General features: G+C 71.5%; 20 protein-coding genes. 13 read left to right on the top strand and 7 right to left on the bottom strand.

From position 1 onward, the window contains the following. The first annotated feature begins 104 nt into the window (after positions 1-104). The gene (locus DW299_RS12990) at positions 105-662 is read left to right on the top strand and encodes a CGNR zinc finger domain-containing protein (protein WP_136036862.1); all 558 of its coding nucleotides are present in this window, start codon (positions 105-107) and stop codon (positions 660-662) included. A gap of 3 nt (positions 663-665) precedes the next feature. Here DW299_RS12990 and DW299_RS12985 read toward each other — a convergent pair whose 3' ends face one another. Next, entirely contained in the window at positions 666-2264 is a 1599-nt protein-coding gene (locus DW299_RS12985; RefSeq protein WP_136036839.1) for an ABC-F family ATP-binding cassette domain-containing protein, read from the bottom strand. A gap of 382 nt (positions 2265-2646) precedes the next feature. Here DW299_RS12985 and DW299_RS12980 point away from each other — a divergent pair, with 382 nt between their 5' ends. From DW299_RS12980 to DW299_RS12970, 3 genes are all read left to right on the top strand, one after another. Next, on the top strand, positions 2647-3039 hold the full coding sequence (locus DW299_RS12980; protein ID WP_136036838.1) for an ArsR/SmtB family transcription factor: 393 nt from the start codon (positions 2647-2649) through the stop codon (positions 3037-3039). A 1-nt stretch (position 3040) separates the two neighbouring features. Beyond that, positions 3041-4018: an SRPBCC family protein gene (locus DW299_RS12975; RefSeq protein WP_136036837.1), complete on the top strand. Its 978-nt coding sequence runs from the start codon at positions 3041-3043 to the stop codon at positions 4016-4018. 154 nt (positions 4019-4172) lie between these two features. After that, positions 4173-5525 (top strand): flavin monoamine oxidase family protein, encoded by a 1353-nt coding sequence (locus DW299_RS12970; protein ID WP_136036836.1) that lies wholly within the window; start codon positions 4173-4175, stop codon positions 5523-5525. Here DW299_RS12970 and DW299_RS12965 read toward each other — a convergent pair. From DW299_RS12965 to DW299_RS12945, 5 genes are all read right to left on the bottom strand, one after another. After that, a complete protein-coding gene (locus tag DW299_RS12965; protein ID WP_240745405.1) occupies positions 5516-6253 on the bottom strand; it encodes a Pr6Pr family membrane protein in 738 nt (245 codons plus the stop codon). The two genes, DW299_RS12970 and DW299_RS12965, sit on opposite strands and share 10 nt — an antisense overlap. Positions 6254-6340: 87 nt before the next feature. Further along, positions 6341-7177: a ribonuclease H family protein gene (locus tag DW299_RS12960; RefSeq protein WP_136036835.1), complete on the bottom strand. Its 837-nt coding sequence runs from the start codon at positions 7175-7177 to the stop codon at positions 6341-6343. 52 nt (positions 7178-7229) lie between these two features. After that, the gene (locus DW299_RS12955) at positions 7230-7451 is read right to left on the bottom strand and encodes a hypothetical protein (RefSeq protein WP_136032966.1); all 222 of its coding nucleotides are present in this window, start codon (positions 7449-7451) and stop codon (positions 7230-7232) included. Between the two features lie 76 nt (positions 7452-7527). Beyond that, a complete protein-coding gene (locus DW299_RS12950; RefSeq protein ID WP_136032968.1) occupies positions 7528-7848 on the bottom strand; it encodes a protealysin inhibitor emfourin in 321 nt (106 codons plus the stop codon). After that, positions 7820-8893 carry a M4 family metallopeptidase gene (locus DW299_RS12945; protein WP_136036834.1) on the bottom strand — a complete coding sequence of 358 codons (1074 nt, stop codon included), beginning with the start codon at positions 8891-8893 and terminating at the stop codon, positions 7820-7822. Before DW299_RS12945 ends, DW299_RS12950 begins: the two co-directional genes overlap by 29 nt. A gap of 124 nt (positions 8894-9017) precedes the next feature. Between DW299_RS12945 and DW299_RS12940 the strand changes: the two genes are divergently transcribed. The 6 genes from DW299_RS12940 to DW299_RS12915 all read left to right on the top strand — a co-directional run bounded on the left by DW299_RS12940 (position 9018) and on the right by DW299_RS12915 (position 16564). Beyond that, the gene (locus tag DW299_RS12940) at positions 9018-10226 is read left to right on the top strand and encodes an ABC transporter (RefSeq protein WP_136036833.1); all 1209 of its coding nucleotides are present in this window, start codon (positions 9018-9020) and stop codon (positions 10224-10226) included. A gap of 67 nt (positions 10227-10293) precedes the next feature. Then, positions 10294-11502 carry a hypothetical protein gene (locus DW299_RS12935; protein ID WP_136036832.1) on the top strand — a complete coding sequence of 403 codons (1209 nt, stop codon included), beginning with the start codon at positions 10294-10296 and terminating at the stop codon, positions 11500-11502. A gap of 155 nt (positions 11503-11657) precedes the next feature. Further along, complete coding sequence (locus tag DW299_RS12930) at positions 11658-12965, top strand: ABC transporter substrate-binding protein (RefSeq protein ID WP_136036831.1); 1308 nt, start codon at positions 11658-11660, stop codon at positions 12963-12965. A gap of 4 nt (positions 12966-12969) precedes the next feature. Continuing rightward, complete coding sequence (locus DW299_RS12925) at positions 12970-13932, top strand: carbohydrate ABC transporter permease (protein WP_136036830.1); 963 nt, start codon at positions 12970-12972, stop codon at positions 13930-13932. After that, positions 13929-14876 (top strand): carbohydrate ABC transporter permease, encoded by a 948-nt coding sequence (locus DW299_RS12920; protein ID WP_136036829.1) that lies wholly within the window; start codon positions 13929-13931, stop codon positions 14874-14876. Before DW299_RS12925 ends, DW299_RS12920 begins: the two co-directional genes overlap by 4 nt. Next, on the top strand, positions 14873-16564 hold the full coding sequence (locus DW299_RS12915) for an amylo-alpha-1,6-glucosidase (RefSeq protein ID WP_136036828.1): 1692 nt from the start codon (positions 14873-14875) through the stop codon (positions 16562-16564). The genes DW299_RS12920 and DW299_RS12915 overlap by 4 nt, the downstream gene beginning before the upstream one ends. 12 nt (positions 16565-16576) lie before the next feature. On the opposite strand, the gene DW299_RS12910 is transcribed toward DW299_RS12915, so the two are convergent. After that, a complete protein-coding gene (locus DW299_RS12910) occupies positions 16577-17233 on the bottom strand; it encodes a GntR family transcriptional regulator (protein WP_136036827.1) in 657 nt (218 codons plus the stop codon). 147 nt (positions 17234-17380) lie between these two features. Here DW299_RS12910 and DW299_RS12905 point away from each other — a divergent pair, with 147 nt between their 5' ends. From DW299_RS12905 to gcvPB, 3 genes are read left to right on the top strand one after another with little or no spacing between them, the layout of a single operon-like run. Then, the gene (locus tag DW299_RS12905; RefSeq protein ID WP_136036826.1) at positions 17381-19462 is read left to right on the top strand and encodes a beta-galactosidase; all 2082 of its coding nucleotides are present in this window, start codon (positions 17381-17383) and stop codon (positions 19460-19462) included. Continuing rightward, positions 19459-20841 (top strand): aminomethyl-transferring glycine dehydrogenase subunit GcvPA, encoded by a 1383-nt coding sequence (gene gcvPA, locus DW299_RS12900; RefSeq protein WP_136032989.1) that lies wholly within the window; start codon positions 19459-19461, stop codon positions 20839-20841. The genes DW299_RS12905 and gcvPA overlap by 4 nt, the downstream gene beginning before the upstream one ends. After that, positions 20838-22421 (top strand): aminomethyl-transferring glycine dehydrogenase subunit GcvPB, encoded by a 1584-nt coding sequence (gcvPB, locus tag DW299_RS12895; protein WP_136036825.1) that lies wholly within the window; start codon positions 20838-20840, stop codon positions 22419-22421. The genes gcvPA and gcvPB overlap by 4 nt, the downstream gene beginning before the upstream one ends. The last annotated feature ends 97 nt before the right edge of the window (positions 22422-22518 follow it).

The following is a 22518-nucleotide window of genomic DNA, read 5'->3' as shown; positions in this document are numbered from 1 at the left end:
TTTCGTAGAGTAACCGTTTGGAATGGTTACACCCTGACAGCACCCGAGTAACCTGTCAAGATGGTTACCCCGATCCGCTCGATACCCGTTAGAGTGGTTACGTGATGCACGCCTTCCCCTGTGGGACTCTCGCTCTCGATTTCGTGGGCACGCTTCGCGCGCGCCGCGATCCGGAGCCGCGCGAGATGCTCGCCGACGGGCCCGCGCTCGACGCCTGGTTCGTCGAAGCGGGCGTCATCGGCGAGGCGCCCGCGGCCAGCCGGACGGAGCTGGAGCGCGCGATCGAGCTGCGCGAAGCCATCTACGACTGCGCTCTCGCACGACTGCAGGGGCACGGACTGCCGAGTGTGGCCGTCGGCGTGCTCAACCGCTGGGCCGGCTCCGCCCCCGTGCGGCTGATGCTCGACGACGCCTCCACCCGGCGAGAGGGATCGGCCGCGAACGGGCTCGCGACGGTGGCGCGCAACGCCGTCGAGCTCTTCGGTGGTGACGACGCCGCGCTGCTCCGCGAGTGCGGGCGGCCGGGCTGCACGCAGGTGTACGTCGACCGTTCGCGGGGCGGTCGCCGGGAATGGTGCTCGATGCGCACCTGTGGCAACCGCGTCAAGGTCGCGCAGTTCCGGGCTCGTCACCGCGACGCCCCCGCGAGCGCGTCCGCCTGAGCTTCACAGGGACGCTCGACGGAGTCGGCCCTGCTCGTCGATCCCGATCACCAGCTCGATGCCGAGACGTCTCAGGAAGTCGGCGTCGTGACTCACGACCAGGAGGGCGCCGCGGTAGCTTCCGAGCGCTTCAATGAGCTGATCCACGCTCGTGATGTCGAGATTGTTCGTCGGCTCGTCGAGGATGAGCAGCTGAGCCGGCGGTTCGACCAGGAGCAGCTGGGCCAGGCTGACACGGAAACGCTCACCGCCCGACAGGGTTCCGACGGGTCTGTCGGCGGCCGCGCCACGGATGAGGAGGCGCGCGAGCTGGTTGCGCACGGTATCCGGCGCGGAGGCGGGAGCGGCACGCTGAATGATCGTGAACGCGGACTGCGCATCGTCGAGTCCGTCGAGTCGCTGCGGGAGGTAGCCGACCCGGTCCGTCAGCAGCGATCCGGACGGGCGTCCCGCCGAGACGGGCTCACCGCGGAGAAGGCGTTCCAGCAGCGTCGACTTGCCGGCCCCGTTCGGCCCGACGAGCGCGACGCGCTCTGGTCCCTGGATGACGATCGTCGTCTCGCCGTCGGAGAGCTCGGCGATGCGGCGCGCACGCGGAACATCGGGGTCAGGCAGGGTGAGATGGATGTGCTCCTCGGCGCGAACGCGTGCGTCGGCCGCGTCGACGGCGGCCTGAGCGCTGCGCACCTTGTCGTCCAGGGTCGTCCGCATCGATCCGGCGGCGGCCTGCGCCTTGCTCGCCCTGTTGCCGGCCATGATCTTCGGGATGCCGCCGCTGGCCTGCGTCTTCTTGCCGGTGCGCTCACGCCTGGCGAGCTTCGTCTCCGCTTCGATGCGCTGCTTCTTCTCCACCTTCAACGCCTGCTGCGCGGTCCGTGCGGCCTGGCTCGCGGCCGCCTGCTCCAGCTCCAGGTGCGCGGTGAACTCGCTGTACGGGCCGCCGAAGACCGAGAGGTTCCCGGCGTGCAGCTCTGCGGTCGCGTCCATGTGCTCGAGCAGTTCCACATCGTGGCTCACCACGATGAGCGTTCCCGGCCACTGGTCGACGAGTTCGGCCAACCGCCCGCGGGTCCGACGGTCGAGGTTGTTCGTCGGCTCGTCGAGCAGGGTGATCGCCGTACGTCGCACACGCAGTCCTGAGATGGCGATCAACATCGCTTCGCCGCCGGACAGTTCTCCGACGCGTCGATCCAGGGCGGTGTCGGCGAATCCCAGCTGGCTCAGGGCCTCGTTCGCGCGCGGCTCGATGTCCCAGTCGTCGCCGATGGTGTCGAAATGGCGCACGTCGACGTCGCCGCCCTCGATGGCACGGATCGCAGCGAGGATGTCGTGCACCCCGAGGAGCTCGGCGATGGTCGCGTCGTGTCCCAGTGTCAGCATCTGCGGGAGATAGCCGACGTCGCCGGCGGTGTGGATGCGACCGCGCGACGGCGTCAGGTCGCCGGCGATGAGGCGGAGGAGGGTGGACTTTCCGGCGCCGTTCCTGCCGATGAGGCCGGTTCGGCCCGCCGTGAAGCTGCCGGTCACGTCGTCGAGCGCGAGCGTGCCGTCCGGCCACTCGAAGGAGACGTTCTGAAGGGTGATGACGGATGAGGTCGACATGAGGATCTCTCGTGTTCTGCCCGGTGCGGGCTGCTGACGGGGTCAGCGGGGTCGGAAATGGGCGCGCTGAGGATTCAGCGGGATGCGGCCCCGTGCGACCGAACGGCGCGCGACGCGGACGTTCGATGCCCATCCGTGCTCGCGAACGGAATGCGCGTCAGCGGCGGATGCGGTGGTCGACGACCGGGCGATGGCCCGGCTCGTCGCGGGAGGGAAGGGGGCGCAGCGGGATGTGGCCAGATGGCCGGCGCCTACGCTCTGTCGACCTCGTCGATTTCCATGGCTCGATCCTAGCGTCGCCTCACCGACGACGACGACCCGGGGCGACGTCGCCACACATACCTCTTGACACGCCCGCACGTCAGGCATAACGTACAACCAAATGGTTGCACGAAATGAACTGAGCGAAGCGGAGGTCGACCGTGTGTTCCACGCACTGGCGACGTCGACCCGGCGCGACATCCTGCGCCGGACGATCGAGCGGGAGCAGTCCGTCTCGACCCTCGCCGCCGAATACGAGATGTCGTTCGCGGCTGTCCAGAAGCACGTGGCCGTGCTCGAGGCCGCGAACCTCATCGTCAAGCGCGCCGAGGGACGCGAGCGGCTCGTCCGCGCGAACCCCGAGATGATCGCCCGCGCCAGGGCGCTCCTCGCCCGTTACGAAGAGCTGTGGCGGTCGCGCATCGCCCGGCTCGACGACCTGCTGGCCGAGACGCCCGCCGGTCGCCACGACAGCGACACCACCGACAACGCACGAGAGAACCCAGGAGACTGACATGCCCGTCACCGACGTCACCACCGATGCCGACGACCTCACGATGACCGTCACGGCCGACTTCGCCGCCCCCATTGAGCGGGTCTGGAACGCGTACAGCGATCCGCGCCAGCTCGAGCGCTTCTGGGGTCCTCCCGGCTGGCCCGCCACCTTCACCGCGTGGGACCACACGGTCGGCGGCCGCGCGGTCTACACGATGAACGGACCTCGCGGCGAGAAGTCGACGGGCGTCTGGGAGTTCCTCGCCATCGAGGAGCCGCACCGCTTCGAGGTGCTCGACTCCTTCGCCGACGAGCACGGAAAGCCCCTCGACGGCTTCCCCGCGCAGCGCATGAGCTTCACGTTCGATTCCACGCCCGAGGGCACCCGCATGGTCACCACGAGCCACTTCGACTCGGTCGACGCGCTCGAACAGGTCGTCGAGATGGGTCAGGTCGAGGGCATCAAGATGGCGATGGGCCAGCTCGACGCCGTGCTGCAGGACCTCCGCGACTACGCGCAGGGCAAGGGCACCCGGGTGGAGCTGCTCGACGACACCCACGTGCGCATCACCCGGCTCGTCGAGGGTCCGCGCGAGCTGGTGTGGCGCGCGCACTTCGAGCCCGACCTCATCCGCCAGTGGATGCTCGGCCCGGACGGGTGGGAGATGACCGAGTGCGTCGCGGCGACCGAGGTCGGTCAGTCGTACCGCAACTCGTGGGCGCCGGTCGGCGACACCGAGGGCGAGCCGTTCGGGTTCGAGGGCGAGGCGCTGCTGATCGACGCCCCGCGCCGCGCCGTCACCACCGAACGCATGCAGGGCATGCCCACCGAGACCGTCAACGACCTGAGCCTCTACGAGGAGGACGGCGCCACGCTCGTCACGGTGCTCATCGAGTACCCCGACAAGGAGACGCGCGACATGATCCTGGCCACCGGCATGGCCGACGGCATGGAGGCCTCGTTCGCCCGCCTGGAACGCGAACTGCTGGCGGTCTGACCGCTCCGTCGTCCACGACTCCTCGGAATCGGCCGGGTCCCTCGTGGATCCGGCCGATTCCGCGTCCCTGCTCGCCGTTTCCGGGGAGTTGTGGACCGCCCATCGCGGAGGCGCGGCGGCGGACCGGGGTGGAGCGGGATAAAGTGGCGGCACGATGAGGATCACGCGCCGCACCCTGCTCCTCGGCGCCGGAGCCGGTGCCGTCTCGGTGCTTCTCGCCTCCTGCACGCCGGAGCCGAAGCCCACGCCGACGCCCACCCGCACGCGTGAGCCCGAGCCCCCGCCCGGCGTCCCGGCCCCTGCCGGCAGCATCCGCAGCACCTGGACCACCGACCCGTTCGCCCTGGGAGCTGCCAGCTTCACCCCCGTCGGAGTGCTCGCCGATGCCCGCGCCGCCCTCGGCCGCCCGGTCGACGATCGCCTCTTCTTCGCGGGCGAGGCCACCGACGAAGACGCCCCCGGCACTGTGCGCGGAGCCATCGCCTCGGGTGAGCGCGTGGTCGACGAGCTGATGGATGCCGCGGGATCGGGGGAGCGCGTCGCCGTGATCGGCGCGGGCCTCGCGGGAGCCACCGCCGCCGCCCTCCTCGCCGACCGGGGCCTGCAGGTGACCGTGTTCGAGGCGCGCGACCGCGTCGGCGGGCGCGTCTTCACCCGCAGCGACGACTCCTGGCCGGTGCCGGTGCAGCTCGGCGCGTGGCTGTTCGGCGAGGACGACGCCGAGGTGCTCGACCGGCTGCGCGCCGGCGACGTGGGAACCGTCGATCTCACCGGCTCGCTGTGGCGCACCCCCGACGGCGACATCGAACCCGTCGACCCCGTGCCCGTCACCACGGCGATCGCCGCCGCCCAGGCCGCCCCGGAAGACGTCTCGGTCACCGACGCGCTGACCGCCGCGGGCATCGACCCCGCGGATCCCTCGACCGCCGCCCTGCTCGACATCCTCGCCGCGCGCACGGGTGCCGCAGCCGACGAGCTCTCCAGCTGGTTCGCGCCGCCGCTGCCCACGGGCGACCCGGCCGCCACCCGCGACAGCCTCGTGCCGTTCGTGGAGCACGCGCTCGACGGAGTGCAGGTCGGCCTGAACTCCCCGGTCGCCCGCCTGGCCTACGACGACACCGGGGTGAGCGTGCGCCTCGGCACCGGGGAGGCCCTGTCGTTCGACCGGGTGGTGGTGACGGTGCCGCTCGGGGTGCTGCAGGACCGCAGCATCGAGTTCGACCCGCCGTTGCCCTTCGCCAACCGCGGCGCGATCTCGGCGCTCGGCATGGGGTCCATCGAGACCGTGTGGCTGCGGTGGGACGAGGCCTTCTGGGAGAACGACGAGGCCGTGTGGCACGCGGTCGGCACCGACGCGGTCATCCCCACCTGGATCAATCTGCGCCCCGTCACGGGCGAGAACGTGCTGGTGGGCATCGTCGGGGGTGCGGCCGCCGCCGAGTTCGCGGAGCTCAGCGACGACGACGCGTTCGACGCGGCGCTGGCGTCGCTGACCGTCTACGTCTGAGCCGACGCGCCGACCCGCTCGCGCGCATCGACCGCACCGGCCGGGCTGCCGCGGTCGGCGTCCGGGGGATCGTCGGGCTCGGGATCCGCGTCGGTGCGCAACCGCCGCGGCAGCGGCATCCGGCTGATCAGCACCAGGGCGGTCGCGACGATGCTGAACGATGCCAGGGCCACCGCGCACGAGATCACGAACTCGGGCGGACCGCTCACCTGCCGCGGGTCGAGGAAGTAGTACGGATACCAGCCGATCAGCGGGCCACGGATGAGCGTCGCGACACCCCACAGCACCGGATACACGAGGGTGATCGGAACCACACGCCACGGCACGGCTCGATGCCCCGGAGCCAGCGCCCAGGCCGCGACCGTGACCGCCGGCAGGTAGAAGTGCAGCACCTGATCCGACCACGGCACGTCGATGCGGATGCCGCGCACACCCGCCTGCCACACCAGGATCGCGAACACCAGGCCGGCCGTGATCGTCCACGTCAGCACGAGCGCCAGCGCCACCGTGAGCCACCGCGGGTCTCGCGCACGCCGCAAGGCGAGCACCCCCGCGATCGACAGCAGCACCACGAACGCGAGGTTGGACTGGTTCGTCAGGTAGGCGAAGAAGTTCTGGCTCGCGATGGTGTGCGACGCCAGGCCCCAGGCCATGCGGTGGATGAGGGCGACGAGGCAGATGGCGGCTGCGCTCAGACGGAGCAGGCCGAAGACCGTACGGGTCCTCACCGCCGCGTCACCGTCCCCACCATCATCCGCCGAGTCTACGGAGTCCACCCGAGCGCTCGCCGCGTCGCGGGGGGCTGCGCCGTGCGCTCAGATCAGCCGACGCAGGGCCTCTTCGAGCGAGACGCCCTGCGCCTCGGCGCGGTCGCGGAGGCGCACGTGCTCATCGGACGACAGCGGGATCCGCAGTTCGATCGGGTCGTCGTCGGGGCGGTCGAGGCCGTCGAGCAGGTCGGAGGGCTCCGCCCACAGCGGTTCCGCGTACGACCCGGAGACGGGGGTGGCGGCAGGGCCGGAGGCGGTGGGCGCCCCGGTGATGGGGTCGGAACCCGCGGCCGGAGCGGAGGTCGCCGCCGCGACGGAGGTGGTCTTCGCGGCCGGGGCTGTCCTCTCGGGAGAGCTGGTGGTCGCGGCGTGCGCGGCGACGGGGGCGGAGGCGGCGACCGCGGCACCGGCGTCGGTCGCGAGGGTGAAGCCCGGGCCCCGGCGCGGTTCCTGCCCCTGCTGGTACGCCTTCGCCGCCGCGTTCGCGCGCTCGTCCGCTGCCTCGTTCAAGGGGTGTCCCGCGTGGCCCTTGACCCACGAGAACTCCACGTCCCGACCGCGGATCGCCTCGTCGATGCCCTCGAGCAGGTCGCGGTTGAGCACGGGGCCGCCGTCGGACTTGCGCCACCCGCGGCGCTTCCACCCCGGCATCCACTTCGTCACGGAGTCGATCACGTAGCGGCTGTCGCACTCGATCAGCAGCTTCTCGTCGGTGCCGGCGGTCGCGCGGAGGAGCTCGAGCACGGCCCGCAGCTCGCCCTGGTTGTTGGTGCCGTGCGGGGAACCACCGGCCGCCCAGTTGGCGTCGTCGATGTACCAGGCCCAGCCGTTCGGGCCGGGGTTGCCCAGGGCGGAGCCGTCTGCGGCGGCGGTGATGGTCATCCTTCCACCGTATCGGTGGGGGCCGACGCGGCCGCGCGAGAGGGCAGCGCGGTCAGTCCTCGGGGTCGCTGTTCTCGATCGTCGCGGCCTCGGGCGCGGGCGGTGCGACCGGGAACACGATCGAGCTCACAGAGGCCGGGGCGCCGAGGCCGAGCGTGAGGGGGTCCACCGCGGGGGCCGTGTCGAGGAGGTCGGCGTCGGAGCGTTCGAGCGGCTCGGACGGCAGAGCCCACTGCTGCTCTTCTTCTTCGGGTCGCTGCTGGAAGAGTCCCATGGAGTCCATCATGACCCCGGCCGCACGACTCGCGGTCGCATTCACACGGGATTGATCGCTTGCCCGCGGGCCGGGCTCAGGCGGGGTCGCGGGTCGAGGCGGCGCGCACGGCCTCGACGAGCGTCCGCCAGGGGCCCTCGAGCGCGGAGTCGGGCAGCTCGCGCTCCCGGCGCTCGGAGGGCGTGCGCGCGCGGATGCTCCACATGAAGCGGTCGGCCCCGCGTGACGCGTCGGCGTCCTGGTCCCACGGGCAGAGGTCGATGAGCGTGATCCACTCGTCCGCGTCGGACGGCTCCGCCTCCACACGCCACTGGCGACGGATGCCCGCGATGCCGCCCGATCGCACGACGGCGATCACGACGGGGGCGTCACTCGGAGGTGCCGGGTCCTCGCTCATGCTCATAGACTCCCACGGCGCTCCACGCCCGTCGAGCCGCGGCCGCCGTCTCCTCGTCGACCGCGACGGCCGCGGCCACCGTGGCGTCGGCGAACTCCGTGAACGTGGCCGTGCTCGACAGCCCGCCCGTGAGCGCCCGGTACCAGACGGTTCCCGCGCGCTCCCAGGCGTTGCCGCCGAGGTCGCGCGCGAACAGGGCGAACGCCCGGTTGGGGATGCCCGAGTTGATGTGCACGCCGCCGTTGTCCTCGGTCGTGCGGACGAAGCCGCTCATGTGGTCGGGCTGCGGGTCTTTGCCGAGCTCATCGTCGTCGTAGGCCGTGCCGGGGGCGATCATCGACCGCAGCGCCGCGCCCTGCACGGCCTCGGTGAAGATCTCGGCGCCGATGAGCCAGCTCGCCTGCGCCGCGGTCTGGCCCTGCGCGTACTGCTCGGTGAGCGCGCCGAAGACGTCGGCGATCGATTCGTTCAGGGCGCCGGGCTGGCCCTGGTACTCCAGGTTCGCGGTGTGCTGCACGACCCCGTGTGCGAGCTCGTGCCCGATCACGGTGAGCGAGCCGGTGAAGCCGCGGAACACCTCGCCGTCGCCGTCGCCGAACACCATGCGCTCGCCGTCCCAGAACGCGTTGTCGTAGTCGACGCCGTAGTGCACGGTCGCGTCGAGCGGCGCCCCCGCGTCGTCGAGCGAGTTGCGCTGGAAGGCGGCCAGCAGCATCTCGAACGTGGCGCCGAGGCCGTCGAAGGCCTCGTTCACGGCGGGGTCGTCGACCGGCGCGTCGTCTTCGCCGCGGACCACGGCGCCCGGCAGCTGCTGCGTGTTGCCGGCGTCGCTGATCGTGCGGTTCGGCGCGTCGGACAGCTGGGCGACGAGGTCGCCGTTCTCGTCGATCGAGAGGTCGATGCGTGCGCGGAACGGTGGACGACCGGCCGTGAGGGTCTGCCGGGCGGCGGCTGCCGCCCTGGGGAAGCGGCCGGACTCGGCGAGGCGCGCGAGCAGGTAGGAGGGGATGACGCCGTGCCGCGGGAGGGGTTCTGCGCTGCTCATGGTGCGACCCTACGCCCCGCCTCGGACGTTCGTCCGCTCGCTCGTCGCACCGGACGGGCCATAGGTCGGCTCCCTCACTCCCTGACTTGAGATTGAGAATCGTTCTCAATAGGGTGACAGAGTCATGAACCTCGCACTCCTCCGGCGGGCAGCCCTCGCCCCCTCCGCCCTCCTCGTCCTCCTCGCCGCCGCCGGGTGCGCCTCCCCGGTCGCGCCCGCTGCGACGGCGGATCCCGATGCGCACGGCATCGACTCGGGCGGCGCCGCGGAGGTCGCTGCGCCCGCCCTCGCCCTCGCCGTCGCGGACGAGCGGGGCGCCCTCACCCTCCTCGATCTCGACACCGAGGAGCGCGTCGTCCTCACTGACGCCGGGGCCGGGAGGGCCGCGGTGTCGGGCGATGGGCGCCTCGTGTTCCTCGCCCGCACCGACGGCGACGACGCGACCGTGGACGTGGTCGATACCGGGCGCTGGACCGTGCCGCACGGCGACCACACGCACTCGTTCCAGGGCGAGCCGCGGCAGCTCGGCTCGCTGGACGGCCACGGAGAGGTGCGGGTGAGCGGGGCCGGTCAGAGCACGGCGATCGGCTTCGGCGGCGCGGAGGTCGTCGTGCTCCCGCACGACGACCTCGCCGGCGGACTCGGCACCGCCCGGCTCGACCTGGCGCACGCAGGCCCGGTCCTCCCGTTCGCCGACCGGCTCCTCGTGCCCACCGCCTCCGGCACCATCCGGATCGTCGACGGCGAGGGCGCCCCTGCCGCCGCGGCCGAGATACCGTGCGGCGCGGTCTCCGACGCCGACCTCACCCGCGTCGGCGCGGTCTTCGCGTGCGCGGAAGGGGCGGTGCTCTTCACCCGGCAGGTGGGCGGAGAGATCGTCGGCGAGGCGATCCCGTATCCGGCCGGAGCCCCCGCGGCGACGCGGCTCGACGGTCGCGCCGACCGGCCGGACCTCGCCGGCGTCGCCGGTGACGAGGGTGCATGGCTGCTCGACGTGCGTCAGCGCACCTGGACGCTAATCCCCTCCGACGTCCCGCTCATCCGTGCCGTCGCCCTCGGAGACGACGCCGGTCGCACGGTCGCGGTCGACGCGGAGGGACGGCTCCGCGTGCTGGCGCCGGACGGATCCGTGCTGGCCCGCACCGAGCCCCTGCTCGCGGCGACCATCGCAGACCCGGCGCTGCGAGACCGCGTGGAGCTGCGGGTGTCCGCACGACGCGTCTACGTCGCCGATCCCGCCGCGGGAACGGTCTACGAGATCGACAACGGCGACGCGCGCATCACCCGTACCTTCAGCGACCTCGAGGCCGCGTTCCTCCAGCTCGTCGGCTGATCCAGAGTCCTCGGCGCCCCGCGCCGCCGCGCATCCGCGCACCCTGAGAAGAAAGAGAGACGAACCCATGTCCCGACCCCGCAGACGCCTCGCGCTGGGCGCCCTCGGCGCGATCGCCGCCGTGGCCCTCACCGGATGCGCCGGAGCCTCCCCCGCGTCCGAGAACACCACCGGTGCCGCGCCGGAGCAGCACGACCATCACGAGGCGGAGACCCGCGTCGCCCTCACCTACGACGGTGGCGTGGTCGTGCTCGACGGCGACACCCTCGAGACCGTCGGCGAGGCCGAGCTCGACGGATTCCTGCGCGTGAACGGCGCGGGCGACCACGACGGCCATGTGTTCGTCACGGCCGAGGACGGCTTCCACGTGCTCGACACCGGTCTCGCCTCCGGAGCCGTCGAGTTCACCGGGGAGGTGTTCGAGGCGGTGGCCGCCGGACACGCGACCCCGCACGCCGGCCGCACCGCGCTGTTCGACGACGGCACCGGAGAGGTGCGCGTGTTCGACACCGACGCGGTCGGCACGGGCACCCTGCCGGAGTTCGACACCATCGCGTCGGAGGCGGCGCACCACGGGGTGGCCATCGAGCTGTCCGACGGCACCGTCCTGTCCACGATCGGCACGGCGGAGGCCCGGAGCGGCGTGCGGCACCTGGCGGCGGACGGCACCGAGCTCGCGCGCGACGAGCGGTGCCCGAGCGTGCACGGGGAGGGCGCGCTGAAGGGGGAGGTCGTGATGTTCGGCTGCGAGGACGGTGTGCTGCTCTTCGCGGACGGCGCCTTCACCAAGCTCGACGCCCCGGACGAGTTCGGGCGCACCGGCAACGCCTACGTGACCGACACCAGCGCCGTCGCGGTCGGCGATTACAAGACGGATCCCGACCAGGAGGGCTACTTCCTGTCGCAGCTGGTGCTGGTCGACACCGCGGCCGCGAGCCTCTCGGTGGTCGATGCCCCGGCCGAGTACACGTGGCGCGGTGTGGGTCGCAGCGCCCACGACGACATCGTGGTGCTGGGCGCCGACGGCAGCCTCACCGTGCTCGACGAGTCCGGTGCGGTGCAGGACTCCTGGTCGGTCATCGACGCGTGGGAGAGCCCGGCCGAGTGGCAGGACCCGCACCCGGGCCTGCGGGTGGTGGGCGACATCGCCTATGTGACCGAGCCGGCGAAGAAGCGCATCGTCGCGGTCGACCTGCACACGGGCGAGGTGGCGGCCGAGGCCACGCTCGACGTGATCCCGAACGAGTTCGTGGTGGTGGGTGCCGCCGGGCACTGAGCGCCACGGGACAGGAGGGGCGGATCCGGGTGGGGTCCGCCCCTTCGTCGTGCGGCGATGGCTCACCCTTGACAGGATTGCGTTCTGTATACAGAATACTGGAGAGCCCCGCGGGGTGATCCGACCCGAACTTCAACGATGAAAGAGGTAGCGAGATGGCACGTGCTGCGACACGGTATCTGGCCCTGGGCGCCGCCGGAGCGCTCGCACTCGGACTCGCCGCGTGCAGCGGTGGCGGCGGGGGCGGCAGCGTCGACGCCGACGGCAAGGCCACCGTCGTGTGGTCCACCTGGGGCACTCCGGAGGAGCTCACCCGCTACGAGGAGTTCAACAAGGACTTCATGGAGCGCCACCCCGACATCACCGTCAAACTGCAGCCCGTGGCCGGCTACGGCGACTACCACTCCAAGCTGCTCGCCCAGCTGACCAGCAACACCGCGCCCGACGTGTTCTACGTGGGCGACGACATGATCGGGCAGTTCGTCGACTCGAACCGGCTCATGCCGCTGCGCGAGCTGATGGACTCGAAGGACAGCAAGACCGCCTACGACGACTTCTTCCCCGGCCTGTTCGGTGCGGCCGAGAAGGACGACGAGGTCTACGCGGCGCCCAACGACTCCAACCCCGACGTGTTCTGGTACGACAAGCAGGCGCTCGCCGCGGCCGGCATCACCGAAGACCCCGCGACCCTGGCCGAGAACGGCGAGTGGACCACCGACAAGTTCCTCGAGATGAACGCGGCCCTGCACGACGCGGGCCTCACCGGCACCATGTACTGGAACTACTGGGCCACCCACTGGAGCTGGCTGTCGTCGCAGGGCCTCGACGCCCCGTACGACGACAAGGGGACGTTCGTCGCCAACGAGGACGCCGACACGGTCGAGGCCATGCAGCAGTTCGGCGACCTCTTCCAGGACGGCACCTTCGTGGTCGCCGACACCCTCCCCGACGGCGCCGGTGCCGACAGCGTGTTCGTGACGCACAAGGCCGGGTTCTTCGTGCAGGGCCGCTACACGATCGGCACCGTGAGCGCGGCGGGCGAGCAGGACAGCTACGACATCGTGCGCTGGCCCACCCCCGACGGTGCGGAAGCGCCGACCGGCGTCGCCACGTCGTTCCTCGCGATCAACGGCAAGACCAAGGTGAAGGACGCCGCGTTCACGTTCTGGACCGAGTTCCTCTCCGCCGAGGGACAGACCTTCCGCCTCGAGGGCGGCGGCAACGCGGTCCCGTCCATCAAGGGCGCCGACGAGGTCGTGCTGGAGGGTGACTACCCCCCGCACGCGCAGACCTTCCTCGACATGCGCGACATCGGCTTCGAGGACTACCCCGCCGAGGCACGCATCCCCGGGCTGCCCGTCGCCATCGCGGAGGAGTTCCAGAAGCTCTACGAGGGCAAGGTCGACGCGCAGACCACGCTCGACACGATCGCCGACGTGGTCGCGGAACGGTCGGAGAAGTAGACCGGTGACCACTCTCACCGAGAACGGACGGATGCCGCAGGCCGAGCCTGCGGCATCCGCCCCGCCCCTGCGCCCCGAGGCCGCGTGGCGCCGCCGCGACCGCCGCTGGGGCTACGTGTTCGTCGCCCCGCAGCTGCTCGGCATGGCCCTGTTCGTCATCCTGCCGTTCGGGGCCAGCCTGGTGCTGGCCTTCGCGGAGTGGGACGGGCTGAGCGACCTGGAGTGGGTGGGCTTCGCGAACTTCGCCGAGCAGCTCACCGACCCGCTCCTCGGCCGCGCCATCCTCAACACCCTCCTGATCGCGGTCATCACCGTGCCGATCGGCCTCACGCTCGCCGTGATCGTCGCGGTCGCGCTCGAACGGCTCAAGACCCGCACGCTCTACCTCATCCTGTTCTTCGCGCCCGTCGTGACGTCGACGGTCGCGGTCGCCATGATCTGGCAGCAGATGTTCCGCGCGGACGGCCTGCTGTCCACCACCATCGCCAACGTGTTCGGCATCACCCCGCCCGACTGGCTGCAGGACCCCAAGCTCGCGCTCCTCGCGGTCTGCATCGTCACGATCTGGTCGTCGATGGGCTTGAACGTGGTGATCTTCCTCGCCGGGCTCCAGAACATCTCGCCCTCGGTCATCGAGGCCGCCCGCATCGACGGCGCCGGCGCCTGGCGACTGTTCACCGGCATCCGCCTGCCGCTGCTCTCCCCGATCGTGTTCTTCTCGTCGGTGATCGCCTTCATCTCGTCGCTGCAGACGTTCGACACGGTCTACGTGCTCGTCTCCGGCGGCGGCCCGGACAACGCCACCCGCACGATCGTCTACCACATCTTCGATCTGGGCTTCGGGCGGTTCGAGTTCGGTCCGTCGAGCGCCGCGAGCGTGATCCTGCTCGTGCTGACCCTCGTCATCACCGCGATCCAGTTCGGCGCGCAGAAGAAGTTCGTCCACTACGAGGATGACCCGGCATGACCCTCCAGACGCCCTCGCTCATCGAGCCGGCCGCCCCCGCGACCGACTCGACCGTCGCCCTCACGGCCCCCGGCTACCGTCGCCGCGGTCGCGGAGGGCCCGGCGCCGACCGCGCCCGCCGTCGCCTCGGAGCCACCGCGCTCCACGTGGTGCTCACGATCGCCGGCATCTCGATGGTGTTCCCGTTCGTGTGGATGCTGCTGACGTCGTTCAAGACGCTGCCGCAGCTGCTGAAGAACCCGCTCGAGTTCCTCCCCAACCCGTGGACGGTGGAGAACTACGCCGACGCCTGGAACGCGGTGCCGTTCGGGCAGGCGTATCTGAACAGCGCCTACATCGCGGTGCTGGTCGTGGTGGGCACGCTGCTGACCGCATCGATGGCGGGCTACGCGTTCGCGCGCATCCGCTTCCGCGGCAGCAAGGTGCTGTTCATCGTGTTCCTGGCGACACAGATGATCCCCGCGCAGGTCACGCTCATCCCCTTCTACCTGCTGATGTCGCAGATCGGGTGGGTGGACTCGCACCTGGCGCTGATCGTGCCCGGCATGATCGCGAACCCGTTCGCGGTGTTCCTGATGCGGCAGTTCGTGCTCGCCCTGCCGCGCGAGCTGGAGGAGGCGGCGCTGGTCGACGGCGCGGGCCGGTGGCGCATCTTCTGGAGCATCGTGCTGCCCAACCTCAAGCCGGGACTCGCCGCGCTCAGCATCATCACGGCGCTCGGCGTGTGGAACGCGTTCCTGTTCCCGCTCGTGCTGCTCAACACCCCCGACCTGTTCACGGTGCCGCTGCTGCTCACCTCGTTCCAGGGGCAGTTCGGCTCGATCAACTACGGGCTGGTCATGGCGGCCTCGGCCATCGCGACCGTGCCGATGCTGATCGTGTTCGTGATCGGACAGCGGAAGATCCTCAACAGCATGGCCGCGTCGGGCCTGGGCGGGCGATGATGGCCGACGACCTCGACCTCGCCGGGCTCGCCGGCCGGCACCTCGACCTGATCACCGCGCCGTTCACGCTGCCCCGGTCGCGGGTGCTCGTGTTCGGCGAGGGCGACGGCGTGCGCGTGCACACCTCGGAGTACGAGCGGCGGCTGTCGGAGTGCCGCGTGCTCGACCTCGTGGAGGTGCTCGACGCGGACGGCGCCGTGCTGCCGGTGGCCGACGTGCGACCCGAGAGGATCGCGTTCGGGGCTCCTCGTCTCGCTGCGCCCGCTCAGGAACCGGGGGCGGGTGCGGAGACGCAGCGTGCCACGCTCACCTTCGCGGACCCGGCGACGCTGAGTATCGGCGGCGACCCCGGCCTGCGCGTGCGGCTCACGCGCCCGGACGGCCGGAGCGAGGAGCACGCGCTCGGGGAGGGACTGCGCCTCCGCGTCGCTCCCGACCGCTCGGTCACGGTCGAGTCCGGCGATCACCGGGCCGCCCTCGCCGCCACGGCCCACGTCTGGGACGACTGGTTCTCCCGGTGCCCGCGCGTGCGCGACGACCTGCAGGAGATGACCGCCTTCTGCTGGTGGGTGCTCGGCGCGAACATCGTCGAGCTGCCCTCCCTCGGCGACGCCAGAGCGATCGTGCCGTCGAAGATCGGCTACGTGGGACTGTGGCAGTGGGACGCGTACTTCATCGCCGTCGGCCTCCGCCACGGCGACCCCGCGCTCGCGCGCGAGCAGCTCGACATCGCGTTCCGGTTCCCGCAGCCCGACGGACAGCTCCCCGACGTCGTGCACGAGGAGGGCGTGCTCGCCACGAGCGACGACCTGCCAGAGAGCGACCGCGCGAACCTGCGCCGCGCGGGCTCGCAGATCGCCGACCCCACGGCGCCCGTCCCGCTGACCAAGCCGCCGCTCGCCGCATGGGCCCTGCGCGCGGTGCTGGAGGTGGAAGACGCCCCGGACTGGGCACGGCGCCAGCTCGCCACGGTCGTCCGCTCGCAGGACTGGTGGTTCGCGGGCAGCGATCTCGACCACGACGGCATGCCCGAGTACGGACACCCCTACTCCTCAGGTCTCGACGACAGCCCGATCTTCGACGGCCCGCTTCCCACGGCCGCCCCCGACCTGGGCGCCTACCTCGTGCGGCAGGACCGCGAGCTCGCCGACCTGCTCTCCCGATACGAGCCCGGCGCCGACGTGAGCCGGTTCCGCGAGCGCGCCGACGCGAAGCAGGAGCTGCTGCTGCGCATGTGGGACCCCGAGCGCGAGCGCTTCCTCGCGTTCGGCGGCGGCGAGACGCTCACGAGCGACACCGTCGTTGGCCTGATGCCGCTGCTCATCGGAACCCTGCCGGAGCAGATCGCCGGTGCGCTGCGTGCCGCGGTCGACGACCCGGAGCGGTTCGCGCTGCCGTGGGGCCTGCCGACCGTCGCCGCGTCCGACCCCGACTTCTCGGAGGAGCGGATGTGGCGCGGACCGGTGTGGGTCAACACGGCCGCTCTCGTGGCGGAGGGCCTGGAGGCATCGGGCTTCGCCGAGCGGGCACAGCAGCTGCGGGAGAGGACCGTGGCGCTCGTGATCCACGGCGGCGGCCCGCACGAGTACTTCCACCCGCGCACGGGTCAGAAGGCACGCACGGCCACGACCGCGTTCGGCTGGTCGGCGGCGCTGTTCATCGACCTCGCCGTGACGCTGTCGCGGTGAGCCGTGACCGGGTCAGGCGGTGAAGTAGCTGCTGGTGGCGTTGTCGAGGATGCGCTGCATGCCGTTCGTCCAGTTCAGCTTGAGGGCCTGGACGGCGGCGGGCACGTCGCCCGCCGCGAGGTGCCGGGCGATCTCGGCGTGCTCGGCGGCGACGCGCTCGACCTTCACGTCCTCCGGCACGAGCAGCGACTCGTAGCGGTGGAACGAGCTGCGCACGCTGTCGATCACCGCGAGGAGCCGGGTGTTGGGGCACGCCGAGAGCATCAGGCTGTGCCACTCGTCGTCCTTCGTGATGACGAGCTGGTGCTCCACGAGCTCGTCGGCGAAGGCGTCGGCCATCTCCTTGAGCCGGGCGCCGATCGTCCGCAGCTCGTCGGGCGGGCTCAGCTCGAGCGCGAGGCTCTCGAGGGCGGCCATGACGGGTGCGAGGTCGCGGAACTCCGACGCGCTGAGCGGCACGAACCGGAAGCCCTTGCCGTTCTCGCTCTCGATCTGCCCCTCGGACTCGAGGGCGATGAGGGCTTCGCGCAGCGGTGTGCGGCTGACTCCGAGCTCGGTCGCGAGCTGCACCTCGTTGATGCCCTCGCCCGGCTGCACGAGTCCGGCGCGCATACGGGTCAGCAGCTCCTCGCGCACCTGCGAGCGCAGGTTCTTGCGTTCGATCGCCATGACCTTCCCCTTCTGCCGCCTGCCCGTCAGCCTATGGGTTGACGCCCGGCCGGACGGCGACCTAGTGTGTTGTATACAGAATACAGCGGGACGTCGGAATGCGCCAGAGCGCCGACACGGCGGCCCGTGACTCAGAGAGGAGCCTCCGTGTCCGGACCCCGCGCCGACCAGCCGCTCCGCCGCGTGCGCCTGGATGCGCTCGCGTTCGGCGGCGACTACAACCCCGACCAGTGGTCGGAGGAGACCTGGCACGAGGACATCCGCCTGATGCGCGAAGCGGGCGTGAACATGGTGAGCCTCCCGATCTTCAGCTGGCCGCAGCTCGAGCCCGAGCCCGGCGTCTACGACTGGGCGTGGCTCGACCGCATCATCGACCTGCTGTGGGACGCGGGCATCGCGATCGACCTCGCCACCGCGACCGCCACCCCGCCCTCGTGGCTGCTGCGTGCCCACCCGGAGATGGCGCCGTGGGACGCCGACGGACACCGCCTCGAGTTCGGGTCCCGCCAGACCTACTGCCCCTCGTCGCCCATCTGGCGCGAGAACGTCGCCCGCATGGCCCGTGCCATGGCCGAACGCTACGGCGAGCACCCCGGCCTGGCGATGTGGCACATCTCCAACGAGTACGGCGACCACACCTCGCGGTGCTGGTGCCCCGAGTCGGCCCGCCACTTCCGGCGCTGGCTGCAGGAGCGCTACGGAGACCTCGACGGCCTCAACGAGGCGTGGGGCGTGAACGTGTGGGGCCAGCGCTACACGTCGTGGGAGCACATCGAGACCCCCAAGCGCGCGCCTGGGCCGGTGAACCCCACCAAGCTGCTCGACTTCGAACGGTTCTCCTCCGACGCGCTGCTGGAGCTGTTCCAGATCGAGATCGAGGTGCTGCACGAGGTCACCCCCGACATCGCCGTGACCACGAACTTCATGAGCATGTTCCGCGACCTCGACTACTGGGACTTCGCCGCGGTGGAAGACGTCGTGACCGACGACGCCTACCCCGACCCCGCCGACCCCACCTCGCACGTGGGTGCGGCCCTCAACTACGGCCTCATGCGGGCGCTCAAGGACGGGCAGCCGTGGCTGCTGCTGGAGTCGTCGGCGAGCGCCACCAGCTGGCGCGACGTGAACGTGCCCAAGGCCCCCGGCAAGATCCGCGTGGAGAGCCTGCAGGCCGTGGCCCACGGCTCCGACGCCGTGATGTTCTTCCAGTGGCGGCAGGCCAAGTACGGCCAGGAGAAGTTCCACTCCTCGATGCTCGGCCACCGCGGCGAGAGGTCGCGCAGCTTCCGCGAGACCAAGGCCCTCGGCCTCGAACTGCAGAAGCTGGAGGCCGTGCGCGGCACCCGGGTACGCTCCCGCGTCGGCCTCGTCGTCGACTGGGACTCCTGGTGGGGATCGAGCGCCGCGGAGTCGCTCCCCTCGCAGCGGCTGCAGTGGGCGCAGCAGGCCCGCGCCTGGCACCGGGCCCTGTACGCCCTCGGCCAGCCCGTCGACGCGGTGCGTGCCGCCGGTCCGTTCGACCGCTACGACGTGGTCGTGGTGCCGAACCTGTACATCGCGGAGCAGGAGCACGCCGACGCGCTCGCGGCCTTCGTGGAGCGCGGCGGCCACCTCGTCGTCGGGCCCTTCTCCGGGGTGGTCGACGCGACCGAGAAGGTGCACGACGGCGGTGCGCCCGGCCCACTGCGGACGCTGCTCGGCATCGAGGTGGACGAGCAGTGGCCGCTCGCGGACGGTGAGACGGAGCAGATCGCCTACGCGGGCGAGACCCTGACCGTCCCGAGCTGGAGCGAGTGGATCGAGGCCGGCGACGACGTGCAGGTCCGGGGCACGTACGCGAGCGGAGAGCTCGCGGGGCTCCCCGCCGTGACCCGTCGCCCGGTCGGCCGCGGCTCCGCCTGGTACGTCAGCGCCATGATCGACCACGACGGCATGCTGCCGCTGTTCCGTGACGTGCTGCGCACCGCGGGTCTTCCGGCGCGCGACCACGTCGACCTCGACGTGGAGATCGTCACCCGCGCGGACGACACCACCGACTACACCTTCTACCTCAACCACGGACGCGCGCCCGTCGCCGTCGAGCTGCCCGGCCCCGGGGTCGACCTGCTCACCGGCGCCCGGCACAGCGACCGGCTCGACCTCGACCGCTACGGCGTCGCCGTGCTCGCCTCGCCCCGCGCCGACACCATCCCGACCGCCACCCCCATCCCCGTGAAGGAGGACGCATGACCGCCCCGTTCGTGCATCCGTACATCCCCAACACCGCACCCGAGTCGCGCGCCGCGATGCTCGCGGCCGTCGGCGCCGAGACCGTCGACGAGTTCTACGCCGACGTGCCGGAGGCGCTGCGGCTCGGCCGCCCGCTCGACCTGCCGGCGCCGTTCGTCGCCGAGCAGGACCTCGCGCGGCACGTGCGGGGGCTCCTGGCGAAGAACCGCTCCACGCAGGAGCGCCTGAGCTTCCTCGGCGCGGGCACCTACAACCACTACGTGCCCGCGGTCGTGGACGAGGTGATCGGCCGCAGCGAGTTCCTGACCGCCTACGCCGGAGAGCCGTATGAGGACCACGGCCGCTTCCAGGCGCTGTTCCAGTACCAGTCGCTCATGGCGGAGCTGCTGGAGATGGACGTCGTGAACGTGCCGACCTACGACGGCTACCAGGCCACCGCGACCGGGCTCGCCATGGCCGGACGCCTCACGGGACGCCCGCGCGTGCTGGTCGCCAGCGACGTGCTGCCCGCGAAGACCTCGAAGGTGCACGACTACATCCGGGCGCACCTGACCCTCGACCACCTCCCCACCGTGAACGGCACCGCCGACGTGGCCGCCGTCCGCGCGGCCCTCGGCGACGACGTGGCCGCGGTCTGGGTCGAGACTCCCAGCGCCACGGGCGCAGTCGAGGCCGCGCTCCGCGAGATCGCCGACGCCGCGCACGCTGCGGGCGCCGTACTCGTGGTGGGCACCGACCCCATCGGCTACGGCGTGCTCGCGCCGCCCGCGCTCGCCGGAGCCGACATCGTCACGGGCGACATCCAGTCGCTCGGCCTGCACCAGTGGTTCGGCGGAGCCCACGGCGGCTTCATCGCGGTGCACGACGACCCCCGGTTCGTGATGGAGATGCCGTCGCGCCTGTTCGGTCTCGCCACCACCGACGTGCCCGGCGAGTACGGGTTCGGCGACGTCGCCTACGACCGCACCTCGTTCGCGCACCGCGAGGAGGGGAAGGAGTGGGTCGGCACGGCCGCCGCGCTCTGGGGCATCGCCGCCGGGGTGTACCTGTCGCTGATGGGACCCGCCGGGATGGCCGAGCTGGGGGAGGTGCTGCTCGCCCGCACCCGCTACGCGCAGCAGTCCCTGTCCGCGCTGCCCGGGGTCACGCTCGACGACGACGCCGTGCACCTGCGTGAGTTCACCGTCACGCTGCCCGTGCCGGCCGCCGAGGTCGTGTCCGCCCTCCGCGCCCAGGGCATCGAGCCCGGCGTGGTCGTGGACGAGCACCGCCTTCTCGTCTGCGTGACCGAGCTCACGTCCCAGTCCGACATCGACCGTCTCGCGTCCGCGCTCGCCGCGGTCGTCGCCCCCGAGCTCGCAGAGGAGCAGAACCGATGAGCCTCCCCGTCGCCCCCAAGCCGGCACTCCGCCGCTTCCAGCAGGCCCGATGGGACGAGCCGATCGTCTTCGAGCTCTCCACCCCGGGCGAGCGCGGCGTGCTCCTCTCGGCCGTGGAGCCCGAGGTGCGCAGCGCCGTGGGCGACGTGGTCGCCGACCTGCCGCCCGCCCTGCGCCGCCCCGCCGCTCCCGCGCTGCCCGAGATGGGGCAGATGCGCGTGCTCAAGCACTACCTGCGCCTGTCGCAGGAGAACCTCGGCGCCGACTTCAACGTCGACATCGGTCAGGGCACCTGCACCATGAAGTACGCGCCCAAGATCAACGACCAGCTCGCCGGCACCCCGCAGCTGACCGCGATGCACCCGCACCAGGACCCGGCCGACGCGCAGGGCGTGCTGGAGATCGTGTGGCGGCTGGAGCGGATGCTCGCCGAGATCTCCGGCATGGACGAGGTCTCGCTGCACACGCAGGGCGGCTCCGCGGCGATCTGGTCGAACATCTCGATGATCCGCGCCTACCACGAGGCGAACGGCGAGGCGGAGCAGCGCCGGGAGGTCATCACCACGATCTTCAGCCACCCCTCGAACGCGGCAGCCGCGAAGGCCGCGGGCTACGAGGTCATCACGGTGTATCCCGACGCCGACGGCTACCCGTCGCTCGACGCGCTCACGGCGGCGCTGTCCCCGCGCACGGCGGCCATCATGGTCACGAACCCCGAGGACACGGGCATCTACAACCCCGCGATCCGCGAGTGGGTCGACGCCGCGCACGCCGTGGGCGCCCTCGCCTCGTACGACCAGGCGAACGCGAACGGCATCCTCGGCATCACCCGGGCTCGCGACGCCGGGTTCGACGTGTGCCACTTCAACCTGCACAAGACGTTCGGCACCCCGCACGGCTGCGGCGGCCCGGGATCGGGCGCCAACGCCGTGAGCGCGGCCCTCGCCCCGTTCCTCCCGGGCCCCCGCGTGGTGCGCGAGGACGACGGGACGTTCGCGGTCGCCGAGGCGGGCGAGCGGTCCATCGGCGCGGTCGGGCCGTTCTTCGGCGTGATCCCCGCGCTCGTGAAGGCCTACTCGTGGATCATGGCGCTCGGCGCGGACGGGCTGCTCGCCGCCGCCGAGACCGCGGTGCTCAACAACAACTACCTGATGGCGAAGGTGCTCGCGATCCCCGGGGCCTCGGCGCCGTACGCGGCCGGCCGCCGCCGCATCGAGCAGGTGCGGTACTCGTGGGAGGAGCTCTACCAGGAGACCGGTGTGTCGTCGGAGGAGATCGGCGTGCGCATGACCGACTTCGGCATGCACTACTGGACGAGCCACCACCCCTACGTGGTGCCGCAGCCGTTCACGCTCGAGCCCACCGAGTCGTACTCCATGAGCGAGCTCGACGAGTACGCCGCGACGCTGGCCGAGGTCGCGCGCGAGGCCAGGGAGAACCCCGAGGTCGTGCGCACCGCCCCGCACAACCAGACCGTGCACCACACGCACCACGACGACCTCGACGACCCGGAGCGCTGGGCCGTCACGTGGCGCGCGTACCGCCGCAAGTACTTCGCCGCGGAGGCCGCCGCGTCGTGATCGGTCTCGTCGTCAACCCCGTCGCCGGCGTCGGCGGACCCGCGGGTCTCGCGGGCTCCGACGGCCCGGAGGTGCAGCGCCTCGCCGTCGAGCGCGG

It is taken from the genome of Microbacterium sp. K35, from assembly GCF_004794375.1.
Classification (GTDB): domain Bacteria; phylum Actinomycetota; class Actinomycetes; order Actinomycetales; family Microbacteriaceae; genus Microbacterium; species Microbacterium sufflavum.
The sequence above is the reverse complement of the archived record's forward strand: the minus strand, read 5'-3'. Positions and strand labels throughout refer to the sequence as shown.

Coding starts and splice junctions, on each gene's coding strand:
- DW299_RS12945 (WP_136036834.1), bottom strand. CDS start 8,893: ATGAGCAGCGCAGAACCCCTCCCGCGGCACGGCGTCATCCCCTCCTAC.
- DW299_RS12950 (WP_136032968.1), bottom strand. CDS start 7,848: ATGAGCGAGGACCCGGCACCTCCGAGTGACGCCCCCGTCGTGATCGCC.
- DW299_RS12955 (WP_136032966.1), bottom strand. CDS start 7,451: ATGGGACTCTTCCAGCAGCGACCCGAAGAAGAAGAGCAGCAGTGGGCT.
- DW299_RS12980 (WP_136036838.1), top strand. CDS start 2,647: ATGGTTGCACGAAATGAACTGAGCGAAGCGGAGGTCGACCGTGTGTTC.
- DW299_RS12930 (WP_136036831.1), top strand. CDS start 11,658: ATGGCACGTGCTGCGACACGGTATCTGGCCCTGGGCGCCGCCGGAGCG.
- DW299_RS12935 (WP_136036832.1), top strand. CDS start 10,294: ATGTCCCGACCCCGCAGACGCCTCGCGCTGGGCGCCCTCGGCGCGATC.
- DW299_RS12915 (WP_136036828.1), top strand. CDS start 14,873: ATGATGGCCGACGACCTCGACCTCGCCGGGCTCGCCGGCCGGCACCTC.
- DW299_RS12940 (WP_136036833.1), top strand. CDS start 9,018: ATGAACCTCGCACTCCTCCGGCGGGCAGCCCTCGCCCCCTCCGCCCTC.
- DW299_RS12910 (WP_136036827.1), bottom strand. CDS start 17,233: ATGGCGATCGAACGCAAGAACCTGCGCTCGCAGGTGCGCGAGGAGCTG.
- DW299_RS12960 (WP_136036835.1), bottom strand. CDS start 7,177: ATGACCATCACCGCCGCCGCAGACGGCTCCGCCCTGGGCAACCCCGGC.
- gcvPB (WP_136036825.1), top strand. CDS start 20,838: ATGAGCCTCCCCGTCGCCCCCAAGCCGGCACTCCGCCGCTTCCAGCAG.
- gcvPA (WP_136032989.1), top strand. CDS start 19,459: ATGACCGCCCCGTTCGTGCATCCGTACATCCCCAACACCGCACCCGAG.
- DW299_RS12990 (WP_136036862.1), top strand. CDS start 105: ATGCACGCCTTCCCCTGTGGGACTCTCGCTCTCGATTTCGTGGGCACG.
- DW299_RS12970 (WP_136036836.1), top strand. CDS start 4,173: ATGAGGATCACGCGCCGCACCCTGCTCCTCGGCGCCGGAGCCGGTGCC.
- DW299_RS12975 (WP_136036837.1), top strand. CDS start 3,041: ATGCCCGTCACCGACGTCACCACCGATGCCGACGACCTCACGATGACC.
- DW299_RS12920 (WP_136036829.1), top strand. CDS start 13,929: ATGACCCTCCAGACGCCCTCGCTCATCGAGCCGGCCGCCCCCGCGACC.
- DW299_RS12985 (WP_136036839.1), bottom strand. CDS start 2,264: ATGTCGACCTCATCCGTCATCACCCTTCAGAACGTCTCCTTCGAGTGG.